The sequence below is a fragment of the Ochrobactrum sp. PL_is483 genome, assembly GCF_055816855.1.
Genome location: NZ_JBVPGS010000036.1, coordinates 115,295 through 133,162, shown reverse-complemented (window position 1 = coordinate 133,162; position 17,868 = coordinate 115,295). Strand labels below are relative to the sequence as shown.

Sequence of the window (17,868 nt, the reverse complement as noted above, 5' to 3'; positions counted from 1 at the left end):
TGGGAGCTGTTCTGGCGAAACGTCCGGGCTGCAACTTTTCGCAATCTCATCCGGGTACTGGCAATTTGCGGGCTTTTCCGCCATATAGACCCTAATTGTCCCATAGGCTTCATGAGCATAAGCCGCAGGAAAACGGAACCACGATAGTTATGGCCACCAGGGCAGCCTTCGCCAAGATGAACGGGCTCGGCAATCAGATCATCGTTGCCGACATGCGCGGTCGCGCCGACCGGATCACGCCGGAAGCCGCGATCCGTCTTGCAGGCGACAGCGAAACCGCCTTCGATCAGATCATGGCGATCCACGATCCGCGCATCGCGGGAACCGACAACTATATAGCGATCATCAATTGCGACGGCACGGAAGCGCAGGCTTGCGGCAACGGCACACGCTGCGTCGTGCAGGCGCTCGCCGCCGAAACCGGCAGGCAGCATTTCACCTTTGAGACCCGCGCCGGAATCCTGACCGCGACCGAGCATGAAGACGGCTTGATCTCGGTCGATATGGGCAAGCCCCGCTTTGAGTGGCAGGACATTCCGCTTGCCGAAGAATTTCGCGATACGCGCATGATCGAATTGCAGGTCGGTCCCATCGACGCGCCGGTGCTGCATTCGCCGTCGGTCGCCTCCATGGGCAACCCGCATGCCATCTTCTGGGTCGACAGCGATGTCTGGTCCTATGAGCTGGAAAAATTCGGGCCGCTTCTGGAACATCATCCGATCTTCCCCGAACGCGCCAATATCTCGATTGCCCATGTCACCTCGCCGGAGACGATTGACCTGCGCACCTGGGAGCGCGGTGCGGGCCTCACCCGCGCCTGCGGCTCCGCCGCCTGCGCCGCCGCCGTCTCGGCAGCACGCACGCGCCGCACCGGGCGCACGGTCACCGTCAATGTTCCGGGCGGCCCGCTCAGGATCGAGTGGCGCGAAGACGATCATGTCATGATGACCGGCCCCGCCGAATGGGAATTTTCCGGCAGGTTCGATCCGGCAACCGGCGAATGGAGCCGCGACGCCCAGACGGACAAGCCAATTGACAGGCCAACTGACAGGCCAACTGACAGGGGTGCAGCCTGATGTCGGTGGAAGTCGTAACTTTCGGATGCCGCCTCAACACCTATGAATCCGAGGTGATGAAGCGCGAGGCCGATGCCGCCGGTCTCGGCGAATTGAAGGATGGCGCGATCATCTTCAATACCTGTGCGGTGACGGCGGAAGCCGTGCGCCAGGCGCGTCAGGCGATCCGCAAGGCCCGCCGCGAAAACCCGGAAGCGCGCATCATCGTCACCGGCTGCGCCGCGCAGACCGAAGCCGACAATTTTGCCGCCATGGACGAAGTGGACCTCATTCTCGGCAATGAGGAAAAGCTGAAATCCAATTCCTACCGGATGCTGCCGGATTTCGGCGTCAACCAGTTCGAAAAGGTGCGCGTCAACGACATTATGGAAGTGCGTGAAACCGCAAGCCATATGGTCGATGCCATTGAAGGCCGCGCGCGTGCCTTTGTGCAGGTGCAAAATGGCTGCGATCATCGCTGCACCTTCTGCATCATTCCCTATGGTCGCGGTAATTCCCGTTCAGTGCCGATGGGCGCGGTGGTGGATCAGGTCAAGCGTCTCGTCGGCAACGGCTATGCCGAAGTGGTGCTGACCGGCGTGGACATGACTTCCTACGGTCCCGATCTTCCCGGCAATCTTCGCCTCGGCAAGCTGGTGAAAACCGTGCTGGCGCAAGTGCCGGATTTGCAGCGTCTGCGCCTGTCATCCATCGATTCCATCGAGGCCGATGACGATCTGATGGAGGCCATCGCCAATGAAAAGCGGCTGATGCCGCATCTGCATCTGTCCTTGCAGGCGGGCGACGACATGATCCTGAAGCGCATGAAGCGGCGCCATTTGCGCGACGATTCGATCCGCTTCTGCGAAACGGTGCGCGGGCTTCGTCCCGATATCGTCTTCGGCGCGGATATCATCGCCGGTTTCCCGACCGAAACCGAAGAGATGTTCCAGAACTCGCTGAAGATCGTCGAGGAATGCGGGCTGTCCCACCTGCACGTCTTCCCCTACAGCGCACGCGAAGGCACGCCTGCCGCCCGCATGCCGCAAGTGCGGCGCGAGATCGTCAAGGAACGCGCTGCCCGCCTGCGCGCCGAAGGCGACCGTGCCTATGGAAAGCACCTCGCTTCTCTCACTGGCACAGTTCAGCGCCTGCTGGTCGAGAAGGAAGGCATTGCACGCACGGAAGGCTTTACGCTGGCATCGGTGGACGGCGGCGCACCGGGCGAGATCATCGAACGTATCGTGACAGGGCATGACGGTGAGAAGCTTCTCACCCGCAAGGTCGAGCCACAGGCAGCATAAGAGAATCAGAAGCGACACAATGGCAATCGGTTTCATCAAGAAAATGTTCTCCTTCGGCAAGAAGGAGGTTGAGGAAAAGCCGGTCGAGCAACCGGCGACCGATGCCGTGGAAACGGCTTTGGAAACAAAGCTTCCTGAAACTGCCGAAGCACCCAAGGAAACCGAAAGCGCTGTCGTTGAAGCGGTCGTTTCCGAACCGGAAGCGCCCGTGATCGCCAGCGAGCCTGAGCCGATTGAAGAGCCTGCCGCTGAAACGGTTGCGGAAGAAAAGGCAGAACCGGAGCATCCGGTAGCCGAGATTGAAATCCCGATTGAACAGCCTCCGGTGATGGAGCCAATCGCGGTCGAGGCACCTGCGCCAGAATCTATTGTCGAGGCTGTTGTCGAGCCCGAACTGCCCGATGTCGCAAAAGCTGCTGATGCGCCGATTGTGGAGGAAGCGGTCGAACCCGCACCTCAGCCAGAGCCGGTGAAGCCGAAAAAGGTAAAAGTTGCCAAGGCGGTCGAGGAAACGGCGGAGGAAGTGCCCGTCGAGGTCGCACCGGAGCCAAAGCTTTCCTGGTTCGAGCGCCTGCGTCGCGGGCTTGCCCGCTCCTCCAGTTCGCTCAGCGAATCCATCGGCGGCATTTTCACCAAGCGCAAGCTTGATGACGACACGTTGCAGGATCTGGAAGACGTGCTGATCCAGGCCGATCTCGGGCTTGAAACAGCCATGCGCGTCACCGACGCGCTTGCCTCGGGACGCTACGGCAAGGACGTGACCGGTGAGGAAGTGCGCGCCATCATGGGCGCGGAGATCGAAAAGGTTCTGGGTCCGGTGGCCAAGCCGCTGGAGCTTGACCTGTCGCACAAGCCGCATGTGATCCTCGTCGTCGGCGTCAACGGCACCGGCAAGACCACGACAATCGGCAAGCTTGCCGCAAAGCTCACCGCAGGCGGCCTCAAGGTCATGCTGGCGGCTGGCGATACATTCCGCGCAGCCGCCATCGAGCAGTTGCATATCTGGGGCGAACGCACCGGCTCTCCCGTTGTCTCTTCCAAGCTCGGCGCCGATGCGGCTGGCCTTGCCTATGATGCGTGGGAAAAGGCCAAGGAAGCGGGCAGCGACGTTCTCATCATCGACACGGCCGGACGCTTGCAGAACAAGGCCGAACTGATGGACGAGCTGGCCAAGATCGTGCGCGTGCTCGGCAAGCACGACCCGGAAGCGCCGCACACGGTGCTACAGACGCTTGACGCCACCACTGGCCAGAACGCGCTCAATCAGGTCGAGATTTTCAAGAATATCGCGGGCGTCAACGGCCTCGTCATGACCAAGCTTGACGGAACCGCGCGCGGCGGCATTCTGGTCGCGATTTCGGCCAAGCACAAATTGCCGATCTATTTCATCGGCGTCGGCGAAGGCGTCGACGATCTGGAACCCTTTGCGGCCAAGGATTTTGCCCGCGCCATCGCAGGAGTTGCCTGATGGAGCATCCCGTTTTCGAACGCGACCCGTCGCAGAAAAGTGAAGCCGAGCGCCGGGAAGTGCCGCCGCTCCTGAAGCTGGCGCTGGAGCTGGGACCGCTTCTGGTCTTCTTCTTTGCCAATGCGCGTGGAGAAAGCCTGATCGAGCACTTTCCGGTGCTGGCCTCCATCGGCGCGCCGATCTTTCTCGCGACCGCCCTGTTCATGGCTGCGACCGTGATTGCGCTTGCCATTTCATGGTCGATGACGCGCACGCTGCCCATCATGCCGCTCGTCTCCGGCATCGTTGTGCTGGTGTTCGGCGCACTGACGCTGTGGCTGCACAACGACACTTTCATCAAGATGAAGCCCACCATCGTCAACACGCTGTTTGGCGTGATCCTGCTCGGCGGCCTTTTCTTCGGCAAATCCCTGCTCGGCTATGTGTTCGATTCCGCCTTCCGCCTCGATGCCGAGGGCTGGCGAAAGCTGACGCTGCGCTGGGGCCTGTTCTTCATCTTCCTCGCCGTGGTCAATGAAGTGGTCTGGCGGAATTTCTCGACCGATGCCTGGGTATCGTTCAAGGTCTGGGGCATTATGCCCATCACCATTGTCTTCACGCTTTTACAAATGCCGCTTATCCAGAAGCATTCACTGACGGAAGACAACAAGACTGCATAGCAACGGGAGGACAGGCACCATGAACGGGATCGCACCACGGCTTGAAATTGAACAGTTCATCTGCCGCAGCGACAATTACGGCGTCCTGATCCACGATCCCCAAAGTGCGCTGACCGCCACCATTGATGCGCCCGACGCGGCAGCAATCGAGGCCGCGCTGCAGCGGCGCGGCTGGACGCTCGATTTCGTCTTCACCACCCATCACCATCTCGACCATGTCGAGGGCAATGAAGCGCTGAAGGCGAAATACGGCGTCAGCATCATCGGTCCCAAGGCCGAAGAAACGAAGATTCCCGGCATCGACCGGACCGTGCAGGACGGCGACGAGTTCACCTTCGGCCTTTTCCGCGTGAAGGCCATTGCGACACCGGGCCATACCGCAGGCGAGGTTTCCTATTATCTGCCGGAAGCAAAGGCCGTCTTCACCGGCGACACGCTGTTCGCGCTTGGCTGCGGGCGGCTGTTCGAGGGAACGCCGCTCACCATGTTCCAGTCGTTGCAGAAGCTGATTGCGCTTCCTGGCGACACGGCGGTCTATTGCGGCCATGAATATACCGAAAGCAATGCGCGTTTTGCGCTCACCATCGACCCGGCCAATTCCGCTCTCAAGGAGCGCGCCGCCGAGATTGCAAGGCTGCGTGCTGCTGATCGCATGACATTGCCGTCAAGCATCGCGCTTGAAATGGCGACCAACCCCTTCCTGCGCTGGCACGATGCCGGCATTCGCAGCCGCCTCGGCTTGCAGGATGCGCCCGACGAGGCCGTGTTTGCGGAAATCCGCAAGCGCAAGGATATGTTCTGACATATGTTATTGCTATTTGAGAACGCGAATCGTTCCACAGTTCGAGGATAGAAGAATGACGGTGTTATCCCGTTTCAAGATTGCAGGCTGCGCCGTTTTCCTCGGCCTTTCGCTTATCGCCCTGCCCGTTTCCACCAGCATCGCGCTTGCCGACGATCTGCTGAATGTCACGCCGAAGCAGACGCCTGCCGAAATCAACAATTTCAAGCTGAGCGAAGATTTCCTGTCGCGCATGGAAAAAGTGCAGGAACAGCTGGGCGGCATGGAACTCTCGGCGACGGAAGAGGAAGGACAGGATGCCACGCCGTCCTTCGACAAGATGGTGAAGAGTATCGAAACCCGCCCGCAGGTCGTGGAAGTGCTGAAAGCCCAGAACATCACGCCGTCCGACTATATTCTGGGTTATTTCGCTCTGATGAGCAGTCTTGCCGCGGCTGACGCCGAGAGCGAACCGCAGCTGGTGGACGAATTGAAGGACATCAATCCCGAACATCTCGCCTTCGGCAAGCAATATAGCGAGCGCATTCGCGTCCTGATCGGCGAGTAAGCTTTCCGTGGTTGTCCATCTCCTCAAGATGAGGAGATGGATCGCCGGCAACCAATTTACCGCGCCGGTTGCCGCAAAAGCCGCAAGGCATTGATCGTCACGAGAACGGTTGCGCCTGTATCGGCCAGAATTGCTGGCCAGAGGCCGGTGATGCCCAGAACGGTGGTCACCAGAAAGACAGCCTTCAATCCGAGCGCTATGGCAATGTTCTGATGGATATTGCGCATGGTTCGCTTGGAAAGATCGACCATTTCCGCCACATCGCCAACCCGCCCGTGCAGGACCGCGGCGTCAGCCGTTTCCAGCGCTACATCCGTACCGCCGCCCATGGCGATGCCGACATCGGCAGCGGCAAGTGCTGGCGCATCGTTGATGCCATCGCCAACCTTGGCGACGATCAGCCCTTCCTTGCGCAATTCGCCGACGATACGCTGCTTGTCTTCCGGCAGAAGCTCGGCCCGCACCTCGATCCCGAGATCGCGTCCGACAGCTTCTGCGGTGCGGCGATTATCGCCGGTCAGCATGACGGTGCGAATATTGGCGCTTTTCAGCTCCTGCAAACCGGCAATGGCATCGGCGCGGGGTTCGTCACGCATGGCGATTGCACCGGCGATCTTGCCGTTGGCCACCAACACGGAAACCGTCTTGCCCTCGTCGTTGCAGGCGGCAATGCGACCCGCCAGCGCATCGGGAATAGCGGCAATATCATTGGCGGCACGGCGCGATCCCAAAAAGAGATCCTTTTCGCCGACCGTGCCCGATACACCCTTGCCGCCATGGGCCTTGCCCTTGGTAACGGGGGAAGGTTTCAGGCCGCGCTGTTCGGCAGCACCGACAATCGCCAATGCCAGCGGATGGCTCGAGCCTGCATCCAGGGACGCGGCCAGACGCAGCACCTCATCCTCGGACAGATCGCCCGCAAGCACATCCGTCACCTTCGGCTTGCCTTCGGTCAGCGTGCCGGTCTTGTCGAAGCAGGCCGCTGTAATCTTGCCGATGGTTTCCAGCACCGCGCCGCCCTTCATGAGAAGGCCGCGCCGCGCACCCGACGAAAGAGCCGCTGCAATGGCGGCAGGCGTGGAAATGACCAGCGCGCAAGGGCAGCCGATCAGAAGGATCGCGAGACCCTTGTAGATCCATTCATTCCAGTCGGCGCCCGCAACGAGCGGCGGCAGGATGGCGACGAGCGCCGCCACGAGCACGACGCCCGGCGTGTAATAGGTGGAAAAACGATTGATGAAACGCTCGGTCGGCGCCTTGGCCTCCTGCGCTTCTTCCACCAGCCGCACGACGCGGGCAATGGTGTTATCCTGCGCGGCGGCAGTGACCCGCACCCGCAGCACACCGTCGCCATTGATCGTGCCGGCAAAAACCGTGTCGCCTTCAGCCTTGCCGACCGGGGTGCTTTCGCCGGTGACAGGCGCTTCATCGATAGCGCTTTCGCCCGTCAGGATTTCACCATCGGCAGGTATCCGGTCGCCCGGACGGATCGAAATCACGTCGCCGACCGCCAGACTGTCGGCAGCAACTTCCGAAGTCGTCCCGTTTTTCTCAAGGAATGCGGTCTTCGGCACCAGCGCGGTGAGCGACTGAATGCTGGCGCGCGCCTTTCCGGCGGCAACGCCTTCCAGAAGCTCGCCGACGAGGAACAGGAACACAACGGCTGCCGCTTCCTCGGTCGCGCCGATGAACATCGCGCCGATAGCGGCAATCGTCATCAGCATCTCGATGGAAAACGGTGTGCCGTTGATGGCAGCCATCCAGGCGCGCTTGGCAATCGGCAGGAGGCCGATCAGCATCGCCGCCGTAAACGCCCATAACTCAATCGCCGGATAGAGATGCCCGGCAATATAGGCCGCGACCAGCCCGCCGCCACAGGCCAGCATCATCTGGCCCTTTTTCGAGCGCCACCACGGCACAGGCTTTCTCGGCGCGCTCGTCTTCGGTGCGGAACCGGCGGCGGCGGCTTTTCCGGCAAGCGTGGTCTTGTAGCCGAGCGCCGTCACCTTGGCGGCGATTTCATCGCTCTTCGCTGTTCCGTCATGATTGACGTTCATCGCACCGTTGGTCACCGAGACAGACACATCCGTCACGCCCGGCAAGCGGCGCACGGCGGTATCGATCTTGGCCGCGCAGGAGGCGCAATCCATGCCGTCAACCTGAAAGCGCAAACTGTTGGCCGTCACGGCAATCTCTTTGCCGTGGGCTTCATGATCGTGCTCATGCCCATGATCATGCGCATGATCATGGTGATCGTGGTTGCCGCCGCACGCGCTATGGTCGTGGTCGTGGTGAGAATGATCGTGCGAATGCTCATGCTTCGCCAGTTTTTTTTCTTTAGCCGGTTTTTCCGGGGCGATGGGCTCCACGCCATAACCGAGGCTGCGGACCTTGCCTGCAATCTTGTCGGGATCGCTTGTTCCATCGTGGCTGACGGTCATCGTGCCTGTCGTAACCGACACCGACACATCCTCGATGCCGCGTACCCGCCGCACAGCCGTATCGATCTTGGCTGCGCAGGAGGCGCAATCCATGCCGTCGATGCGAAAGCGAATCTGGTTCTGTGTTTCACTCATGATCTGCTCTTTTCAGCACTGCTCTTGAATTATGTTGAGCAAGGTCTACATCCTCTAGTGACTAGAGGAGCAAGCGCAAAATGATCACAAATGTCGCAATCGGCGAAGCATCGAAAGCAAGCGGCGTAAAGGTGCCGACAATCCGCTATTATGAGCAGATCGGCCTTCTGCCGGTGCCGCCGCGCACGGAAGGCAATCGCCGCCTATACGACCGCAACGATGTGCAGCGGCTGGTCTTCATCCGTCACGCGCGCGATCTCGGTTTCGAAGTGGATGCCATCCGCACGCTTCTCGACCTTCAGGATAATCCCGACCAGTCATGCGCGGCAGCCGATGCCATCGCACGCGCGCGCCTGAGCGATGTGGAGCACCGCATCGCAAAACTGCTCTCGCTCAAGACGGAATTGCAGCGCATGCTGGAATGCACCGCCCATGGCCGCATCGACCAGTGCCGCGTGATCGAAATCCTCGGCAACCACGAGGAATGCGCGCATCACGCGCACTGAACCGCGAACGGGGGCCAGACCGTCAGTTCACCTTGGAAAAGCGGGTAGCCTGGATCTTGAGCGTGCCGATCTGCGTACCGATCCGCGCCACCACGGGGGCATAGATACCGGAATTGCCAAGCGAGGCGAAGGAAATGGTCATACGGCTGCGATTGCTGAGGTAATCGATGGCCTTCTTGCCCTTCTGATAACCGGAAATCGGAATGAACTTCGCCGAACAGATGACCGATTCGCCGGTGAAGCCATCGGTCGTGAACGATTCGGTGCCGTTGAAGGAAAGCCTGATCTCCGCCCGTGTCTGACCGTCGAACACACTGAGCGAACGATCACAGACTGCGCGGCCATTCTTTGCCGGTATCATGAGCGCGCTCAGCGGGTCGCTGACATTCACCAGATCCTGCGGCGATGTTTCCACCCAGGGATCGCGCTTTTTCACCGGAGGCTGGTTTTCAGCCGAGACCACATTGCCATCGGCGAAGCGGATTGTGGTGCTCTTGTTCTTGCGGCCATGCTTATAGGCCAGATCGAAGCTTTTTGGCACGACCTTGCCGCCGACGGCGCTGCCGGTGACATGCACCGTGCCGTCCGTATCGTCGAAAACACGCGCCAGGCCGGACGTCAAAAAACGGCCATTGAGGTTGTAATTCGCGCCACTGACACTGGTTTCTATAGCAGAACGCGCGATCGAAAGCCCGAAAATGGAAATATCATACTCGGTCCGGTAGAGATCGTCGGCCCTGGCTGGTCCACTCGCAATCGCCGACCCGGTAATCACGAGTCCCGCAAGGGCCGGGACGATGCAACGCGCCAGACGGTTTCGAGCAGTTTTCAACGCATGCGACGTTTCGATCATGTTCGACATTCCTTCCGCCAGCTTTTCCAATATCGGTTTTCAACCACATTGGAACGCCGAAAAGTTGCGTGGGATTCTTCGATACAGTATCTGTGCAACAGGCAAAACCGGCGAAGTTATGATCGCAAGCTTTCGTGAAGACCCGGCGAAAGCCGGAAATCCGCGTCTTTGCGCGATGGATACGGAATCTCACTTGACTGCAACGGCTGCTGTCACTATAGAAACGCGACTTTCCCAATAGGCCGCCTGTCCGAGATCGCGCGCCAGCAGCATCAAACTGCGTTGATTGCTTGAATTCGGACATTCGGGTCGGGGCCTGAAAAGAACGTAATTGAAGGTGAGACCAAAATGTCCCGCGCTTGTGAATTGACCGGCAAGTCGGTCCAGTACGGCAACAATGTCAGCCACGCGAACAACAAGACGCGTCGCCGCTTTCTGCCGAACCTCTGCAATGTTACGCTGATCTCCGAAACGCTCGGCCAGAGCTATCGTCTGCGCGTCTCCGCCAACGCCCTGCGTTCGGTTGAGCATCGCGGCGGTCTCGATGCGTTCCTCGTCAAGTCTGACGACAAGGAACTCTCGCAGCGCGCTCGCCTGCTGAAGCGCCAGATCGCCAAGAAGCAGGCTGAAGCAGCTGCTGCCTAAGCTTTCGGCCAAATGATTTGACAAAAAAGGCCGGCTTCTGTCGGCCTTTTTTGCTGGTTCCATCACCCAGGATAAAAAAATGTCAATCGAGACACCTTCTTATTCCCGGCTTATGCCTGCGATACTGGCCATGTGCGTGGCGGTTGCCGCGTCGAACATACTTGTCCAATATCCGTTCCAGCATTTCGGCCTCGGTGAAGTGCTGACCTACGGTGCCTTCACCTATCCCGTCGCCTTTCTGGTCAATGACCTGACGAATCGCCGCTTCGGCCCTGCCGCGGCGCGTAAAGTGGTCTATGCCGGTTTCGTACTGGGCGTCGCGATGTCGATCTGGCTGGCAACCCCGCGCATCGCGATTGCCTCAGGCTCCGCTTTCCTCTTCGCACAGCTGATGGACATTACCGTCTTCGACCGCCTGCGCCGCAAGACCTGGTGGAAGGCCCCCTTTGCCGCCGCCATGTTCGGCTCGGTGCTCGATACGATCCTGTTCTTCTCGATTGCCTTCGCGGCTGGTTTCGCCTGGATCGACAGGCTGACCGGAATGCCCGATTCGTCGCTGGCCGAACCGGCATCCTTTCTCGGCCTCGGCGTGCCGCTCTGGGCGTCGCTCGCCTTCGGCGACTTCTTCGTGAAGGTCATCATGGGAACGCTGATGCTGATTCCCTATGGGGCAATCCTTGCCGTCTTCGCCCCGACGCTTTACGCGCCCAATCGGATTACAGCAGAGAAGCCATAAGAAAGGGGCCCGCTGGCCCCTTTTATTCGTAGATTCAATAGGTTCGAGCGACCTTTGCGCGTCCGTAAGGACGCACGGCGCTCTATCGTCTGCCAGCCCGGCGCTTGCCCTTGCCGGAGGCCGCAGCACCCTGCTCTTCGAACAGCGAAGCAAGCTGCTCCGTCATGGCGCCAGCCAGTTCTTCCGCATCGACGATGGTGACGGCGCGCTGATAATAGCGCGTGACGTCATGGCCGATACCGATGGCGATCAGTTCCACCGGCGAACGCGTCTCGATTTCCTCGATCACGGCGCGCAGGTGCCGCTCCAGATAGTTGCCGGGATTGACGGAAAGCGTCGAATCGTCGACCGGCGCGCCATCCGAAATCATCATCAGGATCTTGCGCTGCTCGGGCCGGCCCAGCAACCGCTGATGCGCCCAGATCAGCGCCTCGCCATCAATGTTTTCCTTCAGCAGCCCTTCGCGCATCATCAGGCCCAGATTGCGCCGGGAACGCCGCCAGGGCGCATCGGCGCTCTTGTAGACGATATGGCGCAGATCGTTGAGGCGGCCCGGATTGGCAGGCTTGCCGCGTCCAAGCCATGCTTCGCGCGACTGGCCGCCCTTCCACGCCTTGGTGGTGAAGCCCAGAATTTCCACCTTCACGCCGCAGCGTTCCAGCGTGCGGGCCAGAATATCGGCGCAGGTCGCGGCGACCGTGATCGGGCGGCCGCGCATGGAGCCGGAATTGTCCAGCACCAGCGTCACGACCGTATCGCGAAAATCCGTATCGCGCTCCTGCTTGTAGGAAAGCGGCTGCGTCGGATCGATGACGATGCGCACCAGACGCGCCGAATCGAGATAGCCCTCTTCCAGATCGAAATCCCACGAGCGGTTCTGCTGCGCCATCAGGCGGCGCTGCAAGCGGTTGGCGAGACGCCCCACCACGCCTTGCAGATTGGCAAGCTGCTTGTCGAGGAAGCCGCGCAGGCGGTCGAGTTCCGCCTCATCGCAAAGATCGGTCGCCTCGACCTCCTCGTCGAACTCGCGCGTGAAGACCTTGTAGTCGACATGCTCGGCAAAATTCGCGAAAGGCTGGTTGGGGCGGCGCGTATCGCCCGGCGTTTCCGCGTCGATATCCTCGCTGTCGTCCATGTCGTCGGCGGAAGCATCGGCGGCATCCATTTCGCCCTGCTCGCCCTCGTCGCTCGAATCGTCGGATTCCTCGCTTTCAGCGGAATCGGAACCTTCCTGGCTCTCGTCGCCGCCTTCCTCGTTCTCGTCGGAATCCGGCGTCTGCTCGTCGTTCTGCTCTTCTTCGTCGCTCGGCTCTTCCTGCGACAGCTCTTCCGCCATGTCCATGGAGGCCAGCATGTCGCGCACCGTGCGCGCAAAAGCCTGCTGGTCTTCGAGATTGTCGCCAAGCCGCGCAATGTCGGCGGCGGCCTTCTGCTCGATCCAGTCGCGCCACAGTTCCAGAACCTGACCCGCTTCCGCAGGCGCGGCCCGTCCGGTCAGCTTTTCACGCAGCAGAAGCGACACGGCTTCCTCAAGCGGCGCGTCCTCCTTGGCGGTGACAGCAGAGAAATTAGCTTTCGAATATTTGTCGGCCAGCATGGTGGAGAGGTTGTCCGCCATGCCTGCCATGGCGCGGGCGCCGATGGCTTCGACACGTGCCTGCTCAACCGCGTCGTAGATCGCACGCGCCTGCTTGCCTTCCGGGGCAAGGCTGGCGTGAATGCGCGGATTGTGGCGCGCCTGGCGCAGCGCCATGGAATCGCCAAGCCCGCGCGTGACGGCGATATCATGCGCGGTCGGACGCTTCGGCAGGTCGGGAAGGCGGGCGCGATTGGCGCTCAAGGCCGGGCGATCATTGGTGAACGCCACTTCCAGCTCATGCTCGCCGGAAATGGCGCGGACGCAAGCCGTTAGAGCGCGCTTGAACGGTTCGGAATCCACCGGCCCCGGTTTCCGCTCGCGCGAATTATCGCCTATTGCTGATTTCTGGCCCGACATATGCCCATCCTGACTTCGCTTTCAAGCAAGGGCGAAACCTATCGCCCCCGCATCAGACAGTGCGCTGCCGCCGGACATGATCAGGCGGCAGGCTTCTTCCGCATCAAGCGAGAACGATATTGGCTGCCGATTCCGGCAGTTCCACGCCGAAAGCGCGCTGATAGAATTCAGCCACCGTGGCGCGTTCCAGCTCATCGCACTTGTTGAGGAAGGTCAGGCGGAAGGCAAAGCCGATATCATTGCCGAAAATGGCAGCATTTTCGGCCCAGGTAATGACGGTACGCGGGCTCATGACGGTCGAAAGATCGCCATTGATGAACGCTTGGCGGGTCATGTCGGCAACGCGAACCATCTTGTTCACGGTCTCGCGGCCTTCGGCATTCTGATAATGCTTGGCCTTGGCCAGAACGATGGCCACTTCGTTGTCGTGCGGCAGATAGTTCAGCGTCGTCACAATGGACCAGCGGTCCATCTGCGCCTGATTGATCTGCTGGGTGCCGTGATAAAGGCCGGTCGTGTCGCCGAGGCCAACGGTGTTGGCGGTCGCGAACAGACGGAAAGCCGGGTGCGGGTGAATGACGCGGCTCTGATCGAGAAGCGTCAGGCGGCCCGAGGTTTCCAGCACGCGCTGGATGACGAACATCACATCCGGGCGACCGGCATCATATTCGTCGAACACCAGCGCCACATTGTGCTGATAGGCCCAGGGCAGAATGCCGTCCTTGAATTCAGTGACCTGCATGCCATCCTTGACCACGATGGCGTCCTTGCCGACGAGATCGATACGGCTGACATGGCTGTCGAGGTTGACGCGAACGCAAGGCCAATTGAGGCGGGCGGCAACCTGTTCGATATGGGTCGACTTGCCGGTGCCGTGATAGCCGGAAACCATCACGCGACGGTTATATGCAAAGCCTGCAAGGATCGCGAGCGTCGTCTGACGGTCGAAAAGATAATCCGGATCGCGTTCCGGCACATAGGAATCGCCCGCCGCATAGGCTGGTACCGTCATGTCGGAATCAATCCCGAACACTTCACGCACCGAAACCGTCGTATCCGGCAAATTGGCTATATCCCGCTCAACCTTGTTCATCATGCCTCCAGAGCGGCAGGCAGCGACCGGCCGCGAATTGATACCGGCAAGCTGCCGACCGGCAACTTTCATCCGCGGGCATGTTTTTCCGGCGAGCCGGACGGTATGCCCCTTCCGTAATTCGTTGCGGGCATCCGTGCTTGCATCCACGCGTCAGCGCGGCAGAAGAATGTCCGTCGGAGCCATCGGGGACAGCTCCATAGCCGACCTGTCAAGCCCAAACAGGCTTTAGCAAAAACCTGCCTGCTTGAGCAATTGATAAGCCTGAATAACATCGCGAAATCTTTCTTCCGATCCGCGATCACCACCATTCGCATCCGGGTGGTGCTGCTTTACCAGCTCTTTATAGCGCGCCTTGATCTTATCGCCAGTCGAATTTGGTTCAAGACCGAGTGTGGCGAGCGCCTTGATCTCCAGCGTGCGCGGCTTGCGCTGCGCTTTCTGGCCCGGCGCATGCCCCTTCGCTTCCTTGAAAAGATTGAAAGGGTCGCGGATGCGATTGTGGTAGGAAGCCGAGCCCGACCGCATCTTCGCCATGTCCGGCGACGTGCGCGCCTTGGCCGTTGAATTGGCCGTCGTCGACCAGGTCGGGCGATGGCCGGTGATCGCATCCTTCTGGAATTTCGCGATGTCGCCATCGGAAAGCCCGGAGAAGTAATTGAAATTCTTGTTATATTCCCGCACATGATCAACGCAGAAGCGGAAATATTCACCTTCACGCATGCGGCCGACAGGCGCGCGATGCGTGCCCGGCTTGTCGCAGCCGTCCCACTGGCAGCAAGGCCCCGAAGCCTTCGCCTCTGCGGTCTTCTTGGGCTTGATGCGGATACTGTCGAAAAATTTTGAGTTCGTTGTCATCGAATCGAATTATGCGGATTATGAGTTGCTGAACAAGAATTGACATTTCGTCCGGTCTGGCTTTTGGCCATTTCAACTGGGCGAAATTGGGGAGCAGTTTGCTTTCCTGTGCGGATTTGCCCCACCTTTTGCCGCCGAAGCAGCGTTATATGAGGCACAGCGTCTATATGGGGAGAAGTGGTCCAAATGTCCATTCACAATAGCAAACAAAGCGCGATGGAAGCGAAACTGACCACGGCTTTTGCTCCTGAACGGCTTGAAGTCATCAATGAAAGCCATCTCCACGCGGGGCATCACCATGAAGAGCGCGGCCACCACGAGGTCTATGACGGCACCGGCGAAACGCATTTCCGCATCCGCATCGTCGCCGAAGCCTTTGCCGGAATGAGCCGCATCGAGCGTCACCGCGCCATCAATGCATTGTTGAAGGAAGAGCTCGAAAGCGGCGTACACGCGCTGGCGCTTGAACCCTCCGCTCCCGGCGAAGCAACGCGGCGCTGAATAATTTTCGCAGTGCCTGTCGGCAAGCCCTGCCCGTCATCTCGGTCGGGGCAACGGCGCATGGCCGGATCGCATCAGCAGCACTTGCAAGACATAGCCAAAACACACAAAGCGCCCTTTCGGACGTCTTCGCGGTGTATCCAATGCCATTTGTTCAATGCCACGCGATCAAGATCGACCGAACTTCGCGGAGAAAAGAAATTCCAGAATAGCATCCAATGTCAGCACGAATAGATAACGCTGTATTTCTCTCATTATAAAGCATGCGATATGAAAGCTTCTCCGCAGTTTTCGTATCGGAACATAAGCTAACTATAATAAAATATAACGTGCGCTTGTATACGCAGCGCCATCAGTACATTTCCAATAATACATAAACTGCATGATAATTTCAAACGAAATATCTTATATTGTGTACAATTTGATGCGAATACTTATTAGAAAAATCTTATATTACTTTCTTGCACCTGATTCTGCTCCGGCCACTATCTCTCCGGGGCGCATGTCCGGGTCTGAAATTGCAAGACTATTCCGGACAGGTCTTTTGAAAAGATCCGCATATCATTTGACGATAATAATGGTACCGAACAGCTTGTTTTGTAGAAGCCTGCCAGCGGCATAAATTAAAAGACCGAAAACCTGCAACATGCAGAAGATTTTCAACGGCTCAATTTATCCAATGATTTCAGGGGCTTCGGTGGTGATCCCGACAGGAATCGAACCTGTGACCTACAGATTAGGAATCTGTCGCTCTATCCTACTGAGCTACGGGACCAGCCGATGCGCATTTGCCGGTGATTCCGGCATTGCGAATGCTTTCAGACACATACTGTTTTTCATCTCGGTCGCCAACCCCGCAAAAAGCGGGGGCAGGCGGATTTATTCAGTTTCAGGCGGCAAGCGCTGTTTCTGCCAGAGCCACGAAATAGCTCACGCCATATGGAATGGCATCGTCATTGAAATCATAGGCCGGGTGGTGAAGGCCGGGCGTGTCGCCATTGCCGAGGAAGATGTAGGCGCCGGGGCGCGCTTCCAGCATGTAGGAAAAATCTTCCGCCGCCATCATCGGCTCGACATTCTCGTCCACCTTGCCCTCGCCCGCAACCGAGCCTGCGACGCGGGCGGCAAACTCCGTCTGCGCATCGTGGTTGAAGGTGACCGGGTAATTGTTCTTGTAGCGCACCGTGATTTCCGCGCCGGTGGCGGCGGCGATACCGGCAGCAGCCTCGCGGATGCGGCGTTCGGCAAAGGCGCGCGTTTCCTTCTTCAAGGTGCGCACCGTGCCCGACAGCGTCGCCTTTTCCGGGATCACATTATAGGCCTCGCCCGCAATAAACTTCGTAACCGAGATCACGAGCGAATCGAGCGGATCGGTGTTGCGCGAGACAATGCCCTGAAGGGCAATCATCAATTGCGAACCGGCAAGGATCGGATCGATGGTGCGGTGCGGCTGCGCCGCATGGCCGCCGCGTCCTGAAATGAAAAGGTCGAACTCATCGGTCGCCGCCATGATCGGGCCTTTTCGCATCGCGAACTGGCCGACCGGCAGGCCCGGCATATTGTGAACGCCGTAGACTTCCGTGATGTTATGGCGGTCCATCACGCCGTCCTCGACCATGGCGAGGCCGCCCGCGCCGCCTTCTTCGGCTGGCTGGAACAGAAGGGCGACCGAACCGCGAAAATTGCGGGTCTCTGCAAGATATTGCGCCGCACCCAGCAGCATGGATGTGTGCCCGTCATGGCCGCAGGAATGCGCCTTACCCGGATTTTGCGAGGCCCATTCGACGCCGCTCGTCTCTGTAATGGGCAGGGCATCCATGTCGGCGCGCAGGCCGATTGCCGGGCCATCGCCGTGCCGTCCCTTGATGATGCCAACCACGCCGGTGCGTCCGACGCCGGTTTCCACATGATCGCAACCGAAGGATTTCAGCTTGTCTTCGACGAATTTCGCAGTCTCGTGCACGTCATAGAGAAGTTCGGGATTCTGGTGCAGTTCTCGCCGCCATGCAGCAATTTCCGCTTGTGTTTCAACGGCACGATTCAACACTGGCATTTTCTGAGGGCTCCCCGGATTGGGCATGATTTGAAGCAAACAGGATATGACGTTTCGGTGAAAGCGGGCAATCCCTGTTTGCCTTTTCATCGCCACATGGCATAGATAAAGAAATCGTTAATCTCCGATTAGGGCGGTTCCAATTGATTTGAGAGCAATTGAAACAGCTCTATCTCTTTGTTTTTACGCATTATCCGACGCAAAACCGCTTCGCAC

The 17,868-nt window shown here is 59.2% G+C and carries 16 protein-coding genes and 1 tRNA gene; 10 read left to right on the top strand and 7 right to left on the bottom strand.

Going from position 1 to position 17,868, the window contains the following annotated elements; genetic code table 11:
• Positions 1-149 precede the first annotated feature (149 nt).
• The 6 genes from dapF to AC0TNJ_RS12290 are packed head-to-tail and all read left to right on the top strand — an operon-like array spanning position 150 to position 5,835.
• On the top strand, positions 150-1,076 hold the full coding sequence (gene dapF, locus AC0TNJ_RS12315; protein WP_473771306.1) for a diaminopimelate epimerase: 927 nt from the start codon (positions 150-152) through the stop codon (positions 1,074-1,076).
• The gene (mtaB, locus tag AC0TNJ_RS12310; protein WP_473771305.1) at positions 1,076-2,359 is read left to right on the top strand and encodes a tRNA (N(6)-L-threonylcarbamoyladenosine(37)-C(2))-methylthiotransferase MtaB; all 1,284 of its coding nucleotides are present in this window, start codon (positions 1,076-1,078) and stop codon (positions 2,357-2,359) included. The genes dapF and mtaB overlap by 1 nt, the downstream gene beginning before the upstream one ends.
• A 19-nt stretch (positions 2,360-2,378) precedes the next feature.
• Positions 2,379-3,827: a signal recognition particle-docking protein FtsY gene (gene ftsY / locus AC0TNJ_RS12305; RefSeq protein WP_473771304.1), complete on the top strand. Its 1,449-nt coding sequence runs from the start codon at positions 2,379-2,381 to the stop codon at positions 3,825-3,827.
• Positions 3,827-4,486, top strand: coding sequence for a septation protein A (locus AC0TNJ_RS12300; RefSeq protein ID WP_121983439.1), 660 nt, complete (start codon positions 3,827-3,829; stop codon positions 4,484-4,486). The genes ftsY and AC0TNJ_RS12300 overlap by 1 nt, the downstream gene beginning before the upstream one ends.
• A 19-nt stretch (positions 4,487-4,505) precedes the next feature.
• Positions 4,506-5,288, top strand: a complete 783-nt coding sequence (gene gloB, locus AC0TNJ_RS12295; RefSeq protein ID WP_121999894.1) for a hydroxyacylglutathione hydrolase — start codon at positions 4,506-4,508, stop codon at positions 5,286-5,288.
• A gap of 55 nt (positions 5,289-5,343) precedes the next feature.
• A complete protein-coding gene (locus AC0TNJ_RS12290; RefSeq protein WP_473771303.1) occupies positions 5,344-5,835 on the top strand; it encodes a hypothetical protein in 492 nt (163 codons plus the stop codon).
• Positions 5,836-5,891: 56 nt separating this feature from the next.
• On the opposite strand, the gene AC0TNJ_RS12285 is transcribed toward AC0TNJ_RS12290, so the two are convergent.
• Positions 5,892-8,411, bottom strand: coding sequence for a heavy metal translocating P-type ATPase (locus AC0TNJ_RS12285; protein ID WP_473771302.1), 2,520 nt, complete (start codon positions 8,409-8,411; stop codon positions 5,892-5,894).
• Between the two features lie 80 nt (positions 8,412-8,491).
• On the opposite strand from AC0TNJ_RS12285, the gene AC0TNJ_RS12280 reads away from it, so the two are divergent.
• On the top strand, positions 8,492-8,917 hold the full coding sequence (locus AC0TNJ_RS12280) for a MerR family transcriptional regulator (RefSeq protein WP_473768038.1): 426 nt from the start codon (positions 8,492-8,494) through the stop codon (positions 8,915-8,917).
• A gap of 22 nt (positions 8,918-8,939) precedes the next feature.
• Here AC0TNJ_RS12280 and AC0TNJ_RS12275 read toward each other — a convergent pair whose 3' ends face one another.
• Positions 8,940-9,770 (bottom strand): DUF3108 domain-containing protein, encoded by an 831-nt coding sequence (locus AC0TNJ_RS12275; RefSeq protein WP_473771301.1) that lies wholly within the window; start codon positions 9,768-9,770, stop codon positions 8,940-8,942.
• 348 nt (positions 9,771-10,118) lie between these two features.
• On the opposite strand from AC0TNJ_RS12275, the gene rpmB reads away from it, so the two are divergent.
• Both rpmB and AC0TNJ_RS12265 read left to right on the top strand, forming a co-directional pair.
• On the top strand, positions 10,119-10,415 hold the full coding sequence (gene rpmB / locus AC0TNJ_RS12270) for a 50S ribosomal protein L28 (protein WP_112586719.1): 297 nt from the start codon (positions 10,119-10,121) through the stop codon (positions 10,413-10,415).
• 79 nt (positions 10,416-10,494) lie between these two features.
• A complete protein-coding gene (locus AC0TNJ_RS12265) occupies positions 10,495-11,151 on the top strand; it encodes a queuosine precursor transporter (RefSeq protein WP_121999890.1) in 657 nt (218 codons plus the stop codon).
• 82 nt (positions 11,152-11,233) lie between these two features.
• On the opposite strand, the gene cobT is transcribed toward AC0TNJ_RS12265, so the two are convergent.
• From cobT to AC0TNJ_RS12250, 3 genes are all read right to left on the bottom strand, one after another.
• Positions 11,234-13,147 carry a cobaltochelatase subunit CobT gene (gene cobT, locus AC0TNJ_RS12260; protein ID WP_473768040.1) on the bottom strand — a complete coding sequence of 638 codons (1,914 nt, stop codon included), beginning with the start codon at positions 13,145-13,147 and terminating at the stop codon, positions 11,234-11,236.
• A gap of 103 nt (positions 13,148-13,250) precedes the next feature.
• Positions 13,251-14,240, bottom strand: coding sequence for a cobaltochelatase subunit CobS (gene cobS / locus AC0TNJ_RS12255; protein WP_473768115.1), 990 nt, complete (start codon positions 14,238-14,240; stop codon positions 13,251-13,253).
• A gap of 228 nt (positions 14,241-14,468) precedes the next feature.
• Complete coding sequence (locus AC0TNJ_RS12250) at positions 14,469-15,098, bottom strand: J domain-containing protein (protein WP_121999888.1); 630 nt, start codon at positions 15,096-15,098, stop codon at positions 14,469-14,471.
• A 186-nt stretch (positions 15,099-15,284) separates the two neighbouring features.
• Between AC0TNJ_RS12250 and AC0TNJ_RS12245 the strand changes: the two genes are divergently transcribed.
• Positions 15,285-15,599, top strand: coding sequence for a BolA family protein (locus tag AC0TNJ_RS12245; protein ID WP_473768041.1), 315 nt, complete (start codon positions 15,285-15,287; stop codon positions 15,597-15,599).
• A gap of 698 nt (positions 15,600-16,297) precedes the next feature.
• Here AC0TNJ_RS12245 and AC0TNJ_RS12240 read toward each other — a convergent pair.
• Both AC0TNJ_RS12240 and AC0TNJ_RS12235 read right to left on the bottom strand, forming a co-directional pair.
• Positions 16,298-16,374 (bottom strand) — tRNA-Arg (locus tag AC0TNJ_RS12240).
• Between the two features lie 114 nt (positions 16,375-16,488).
• On the bottom strand, positions 16,489-17,652 hold the full coding sequence (locus AC0TNJ_RS12235; RefSeq protein ID WP_473771300.1) for a M20 aminoacylase family protein: 1,164 nt from the start codon (positions 17,650-17,652) through the stop codon (positions 16,489-16,491).
• Between the last annotated feature and the right edge of the window lie 216 nt (positions 17,653-17,868).

Excerpts from the sequence above, each read along its gene's own strand:
- AC0TNJ_RS12245 (WP_473768041.1), top strand. The coding sequence starts at position 15,285 with ATGTCCATTCACAATAGCAAACAAAGCGCGATGGAAGCGAAACTGACC.
- AC0TNJ_RS12250 (WP_121999888.1), bottom strand. The coding sequence starts at position 15,098 with ATGACAACGAACTCAAAATTTTTCGACAGTATCCGCATCAAGCCCAAG.
- AC0TNJ_RS12280 (WP_473768038.1), top strand. The coding sequence starts at position 8,492 with ATGATCACAAATGTCGCAATCGGCGAAGCATCGAAAGCAAGCGGCGTA.
- gloB (WP_121999894.1), top strand. The coding sequence starts at position 4,506 with ATGAACGGGATCGCACCACGGCTTGAAATTGAACAGTTCATCTGCCGC.
- mtaB (WP_473771305.1), top strand. The coding sequence starts at position 1,076 with ATGTCGGTGGAAGTCGTAACTTTCGGATGCCGCCTCAACACCTATGAA.
- cobS (WP_473768115.1), bottom strand. The coding sequence starts at position 14,240 with ATGAACAAGGTTGAGCGGGATATAGCCAATTTGCCGGATACGACGGTT.
- AC0TNJ_RS12300 (WP_121983439.1), top strand. The coding sequence starts at position 3,827 with ATGGAGCATCCCGTTTTCGAACGCGACCCGTCGCAGAAAAGTGAAGCC.
- ftsY (WP_473771304.1), top strand. The coding sequence starts at position 2,379 with ATGGCAATCGGTTTCATCAAGAAAATGTTCTCCTTCGGCAAGAAGGAG.
- dapF (WP_473771306.1), top strand. The coding sequence starts at position 150 with ATGGCCACCAGGGCAGCCTTCGCCAAGATGAACGGGCTCGGCAATCAG.
- AC0TNJ_RS12235 (WP_473771300.1), bottom strand. The coding sequence starts at position 17,652 with ATGCCAGTGTTGAATCGTGCCGTTGAAACACAAGCGGAAATTGCTGCA.
- AC0TNJ_RS12265 (WP_121999890.1), top strand. The coding sequence starts at position 10,495 with ATGTCAATCGAGACACCTTCTTATTCCCGGCTTATGCCTGCGATACTG.
- AC0TNJ_RS12290 (WP_473771303.1), top strand. The coding sequence starts at position 5,344 with ATGACGGTGTTATCCCGTTTCAAGATTGCAGGCTGCGCCGTTTTCCTC.
- AC0TNJ_RS12285 (WP_473771302.1), bottom strand. The coding sequence starts at position 8,411 with ATGAGTGAAACACAGAACCAGATTCGCTTTCGCATCGACGGCATGGAT.
- cobT (WP_473768040.1), bottom strand. The coding sequence starts at position 13,147 with ATGTCGGGCCAGAAATCAGCAATAGGCGATAATTCGCGCGAGCGGAAA.
- AC0TNJ_RS12275 (WP_473771301.1), bottom strand. The coding sequence starts at position 9,770 with ATGATCGAAACGTCGCATGCGTTGAAAACTGCTCGAAACCGTCTGGCG.
- rpmB (WP_112586719.1), top strand. The coding sequence starts at position 10,119 with ATGTCCCGCGCTTGTGAATTGACCGGCAAGTCGGTCCAGTACGGCAAC.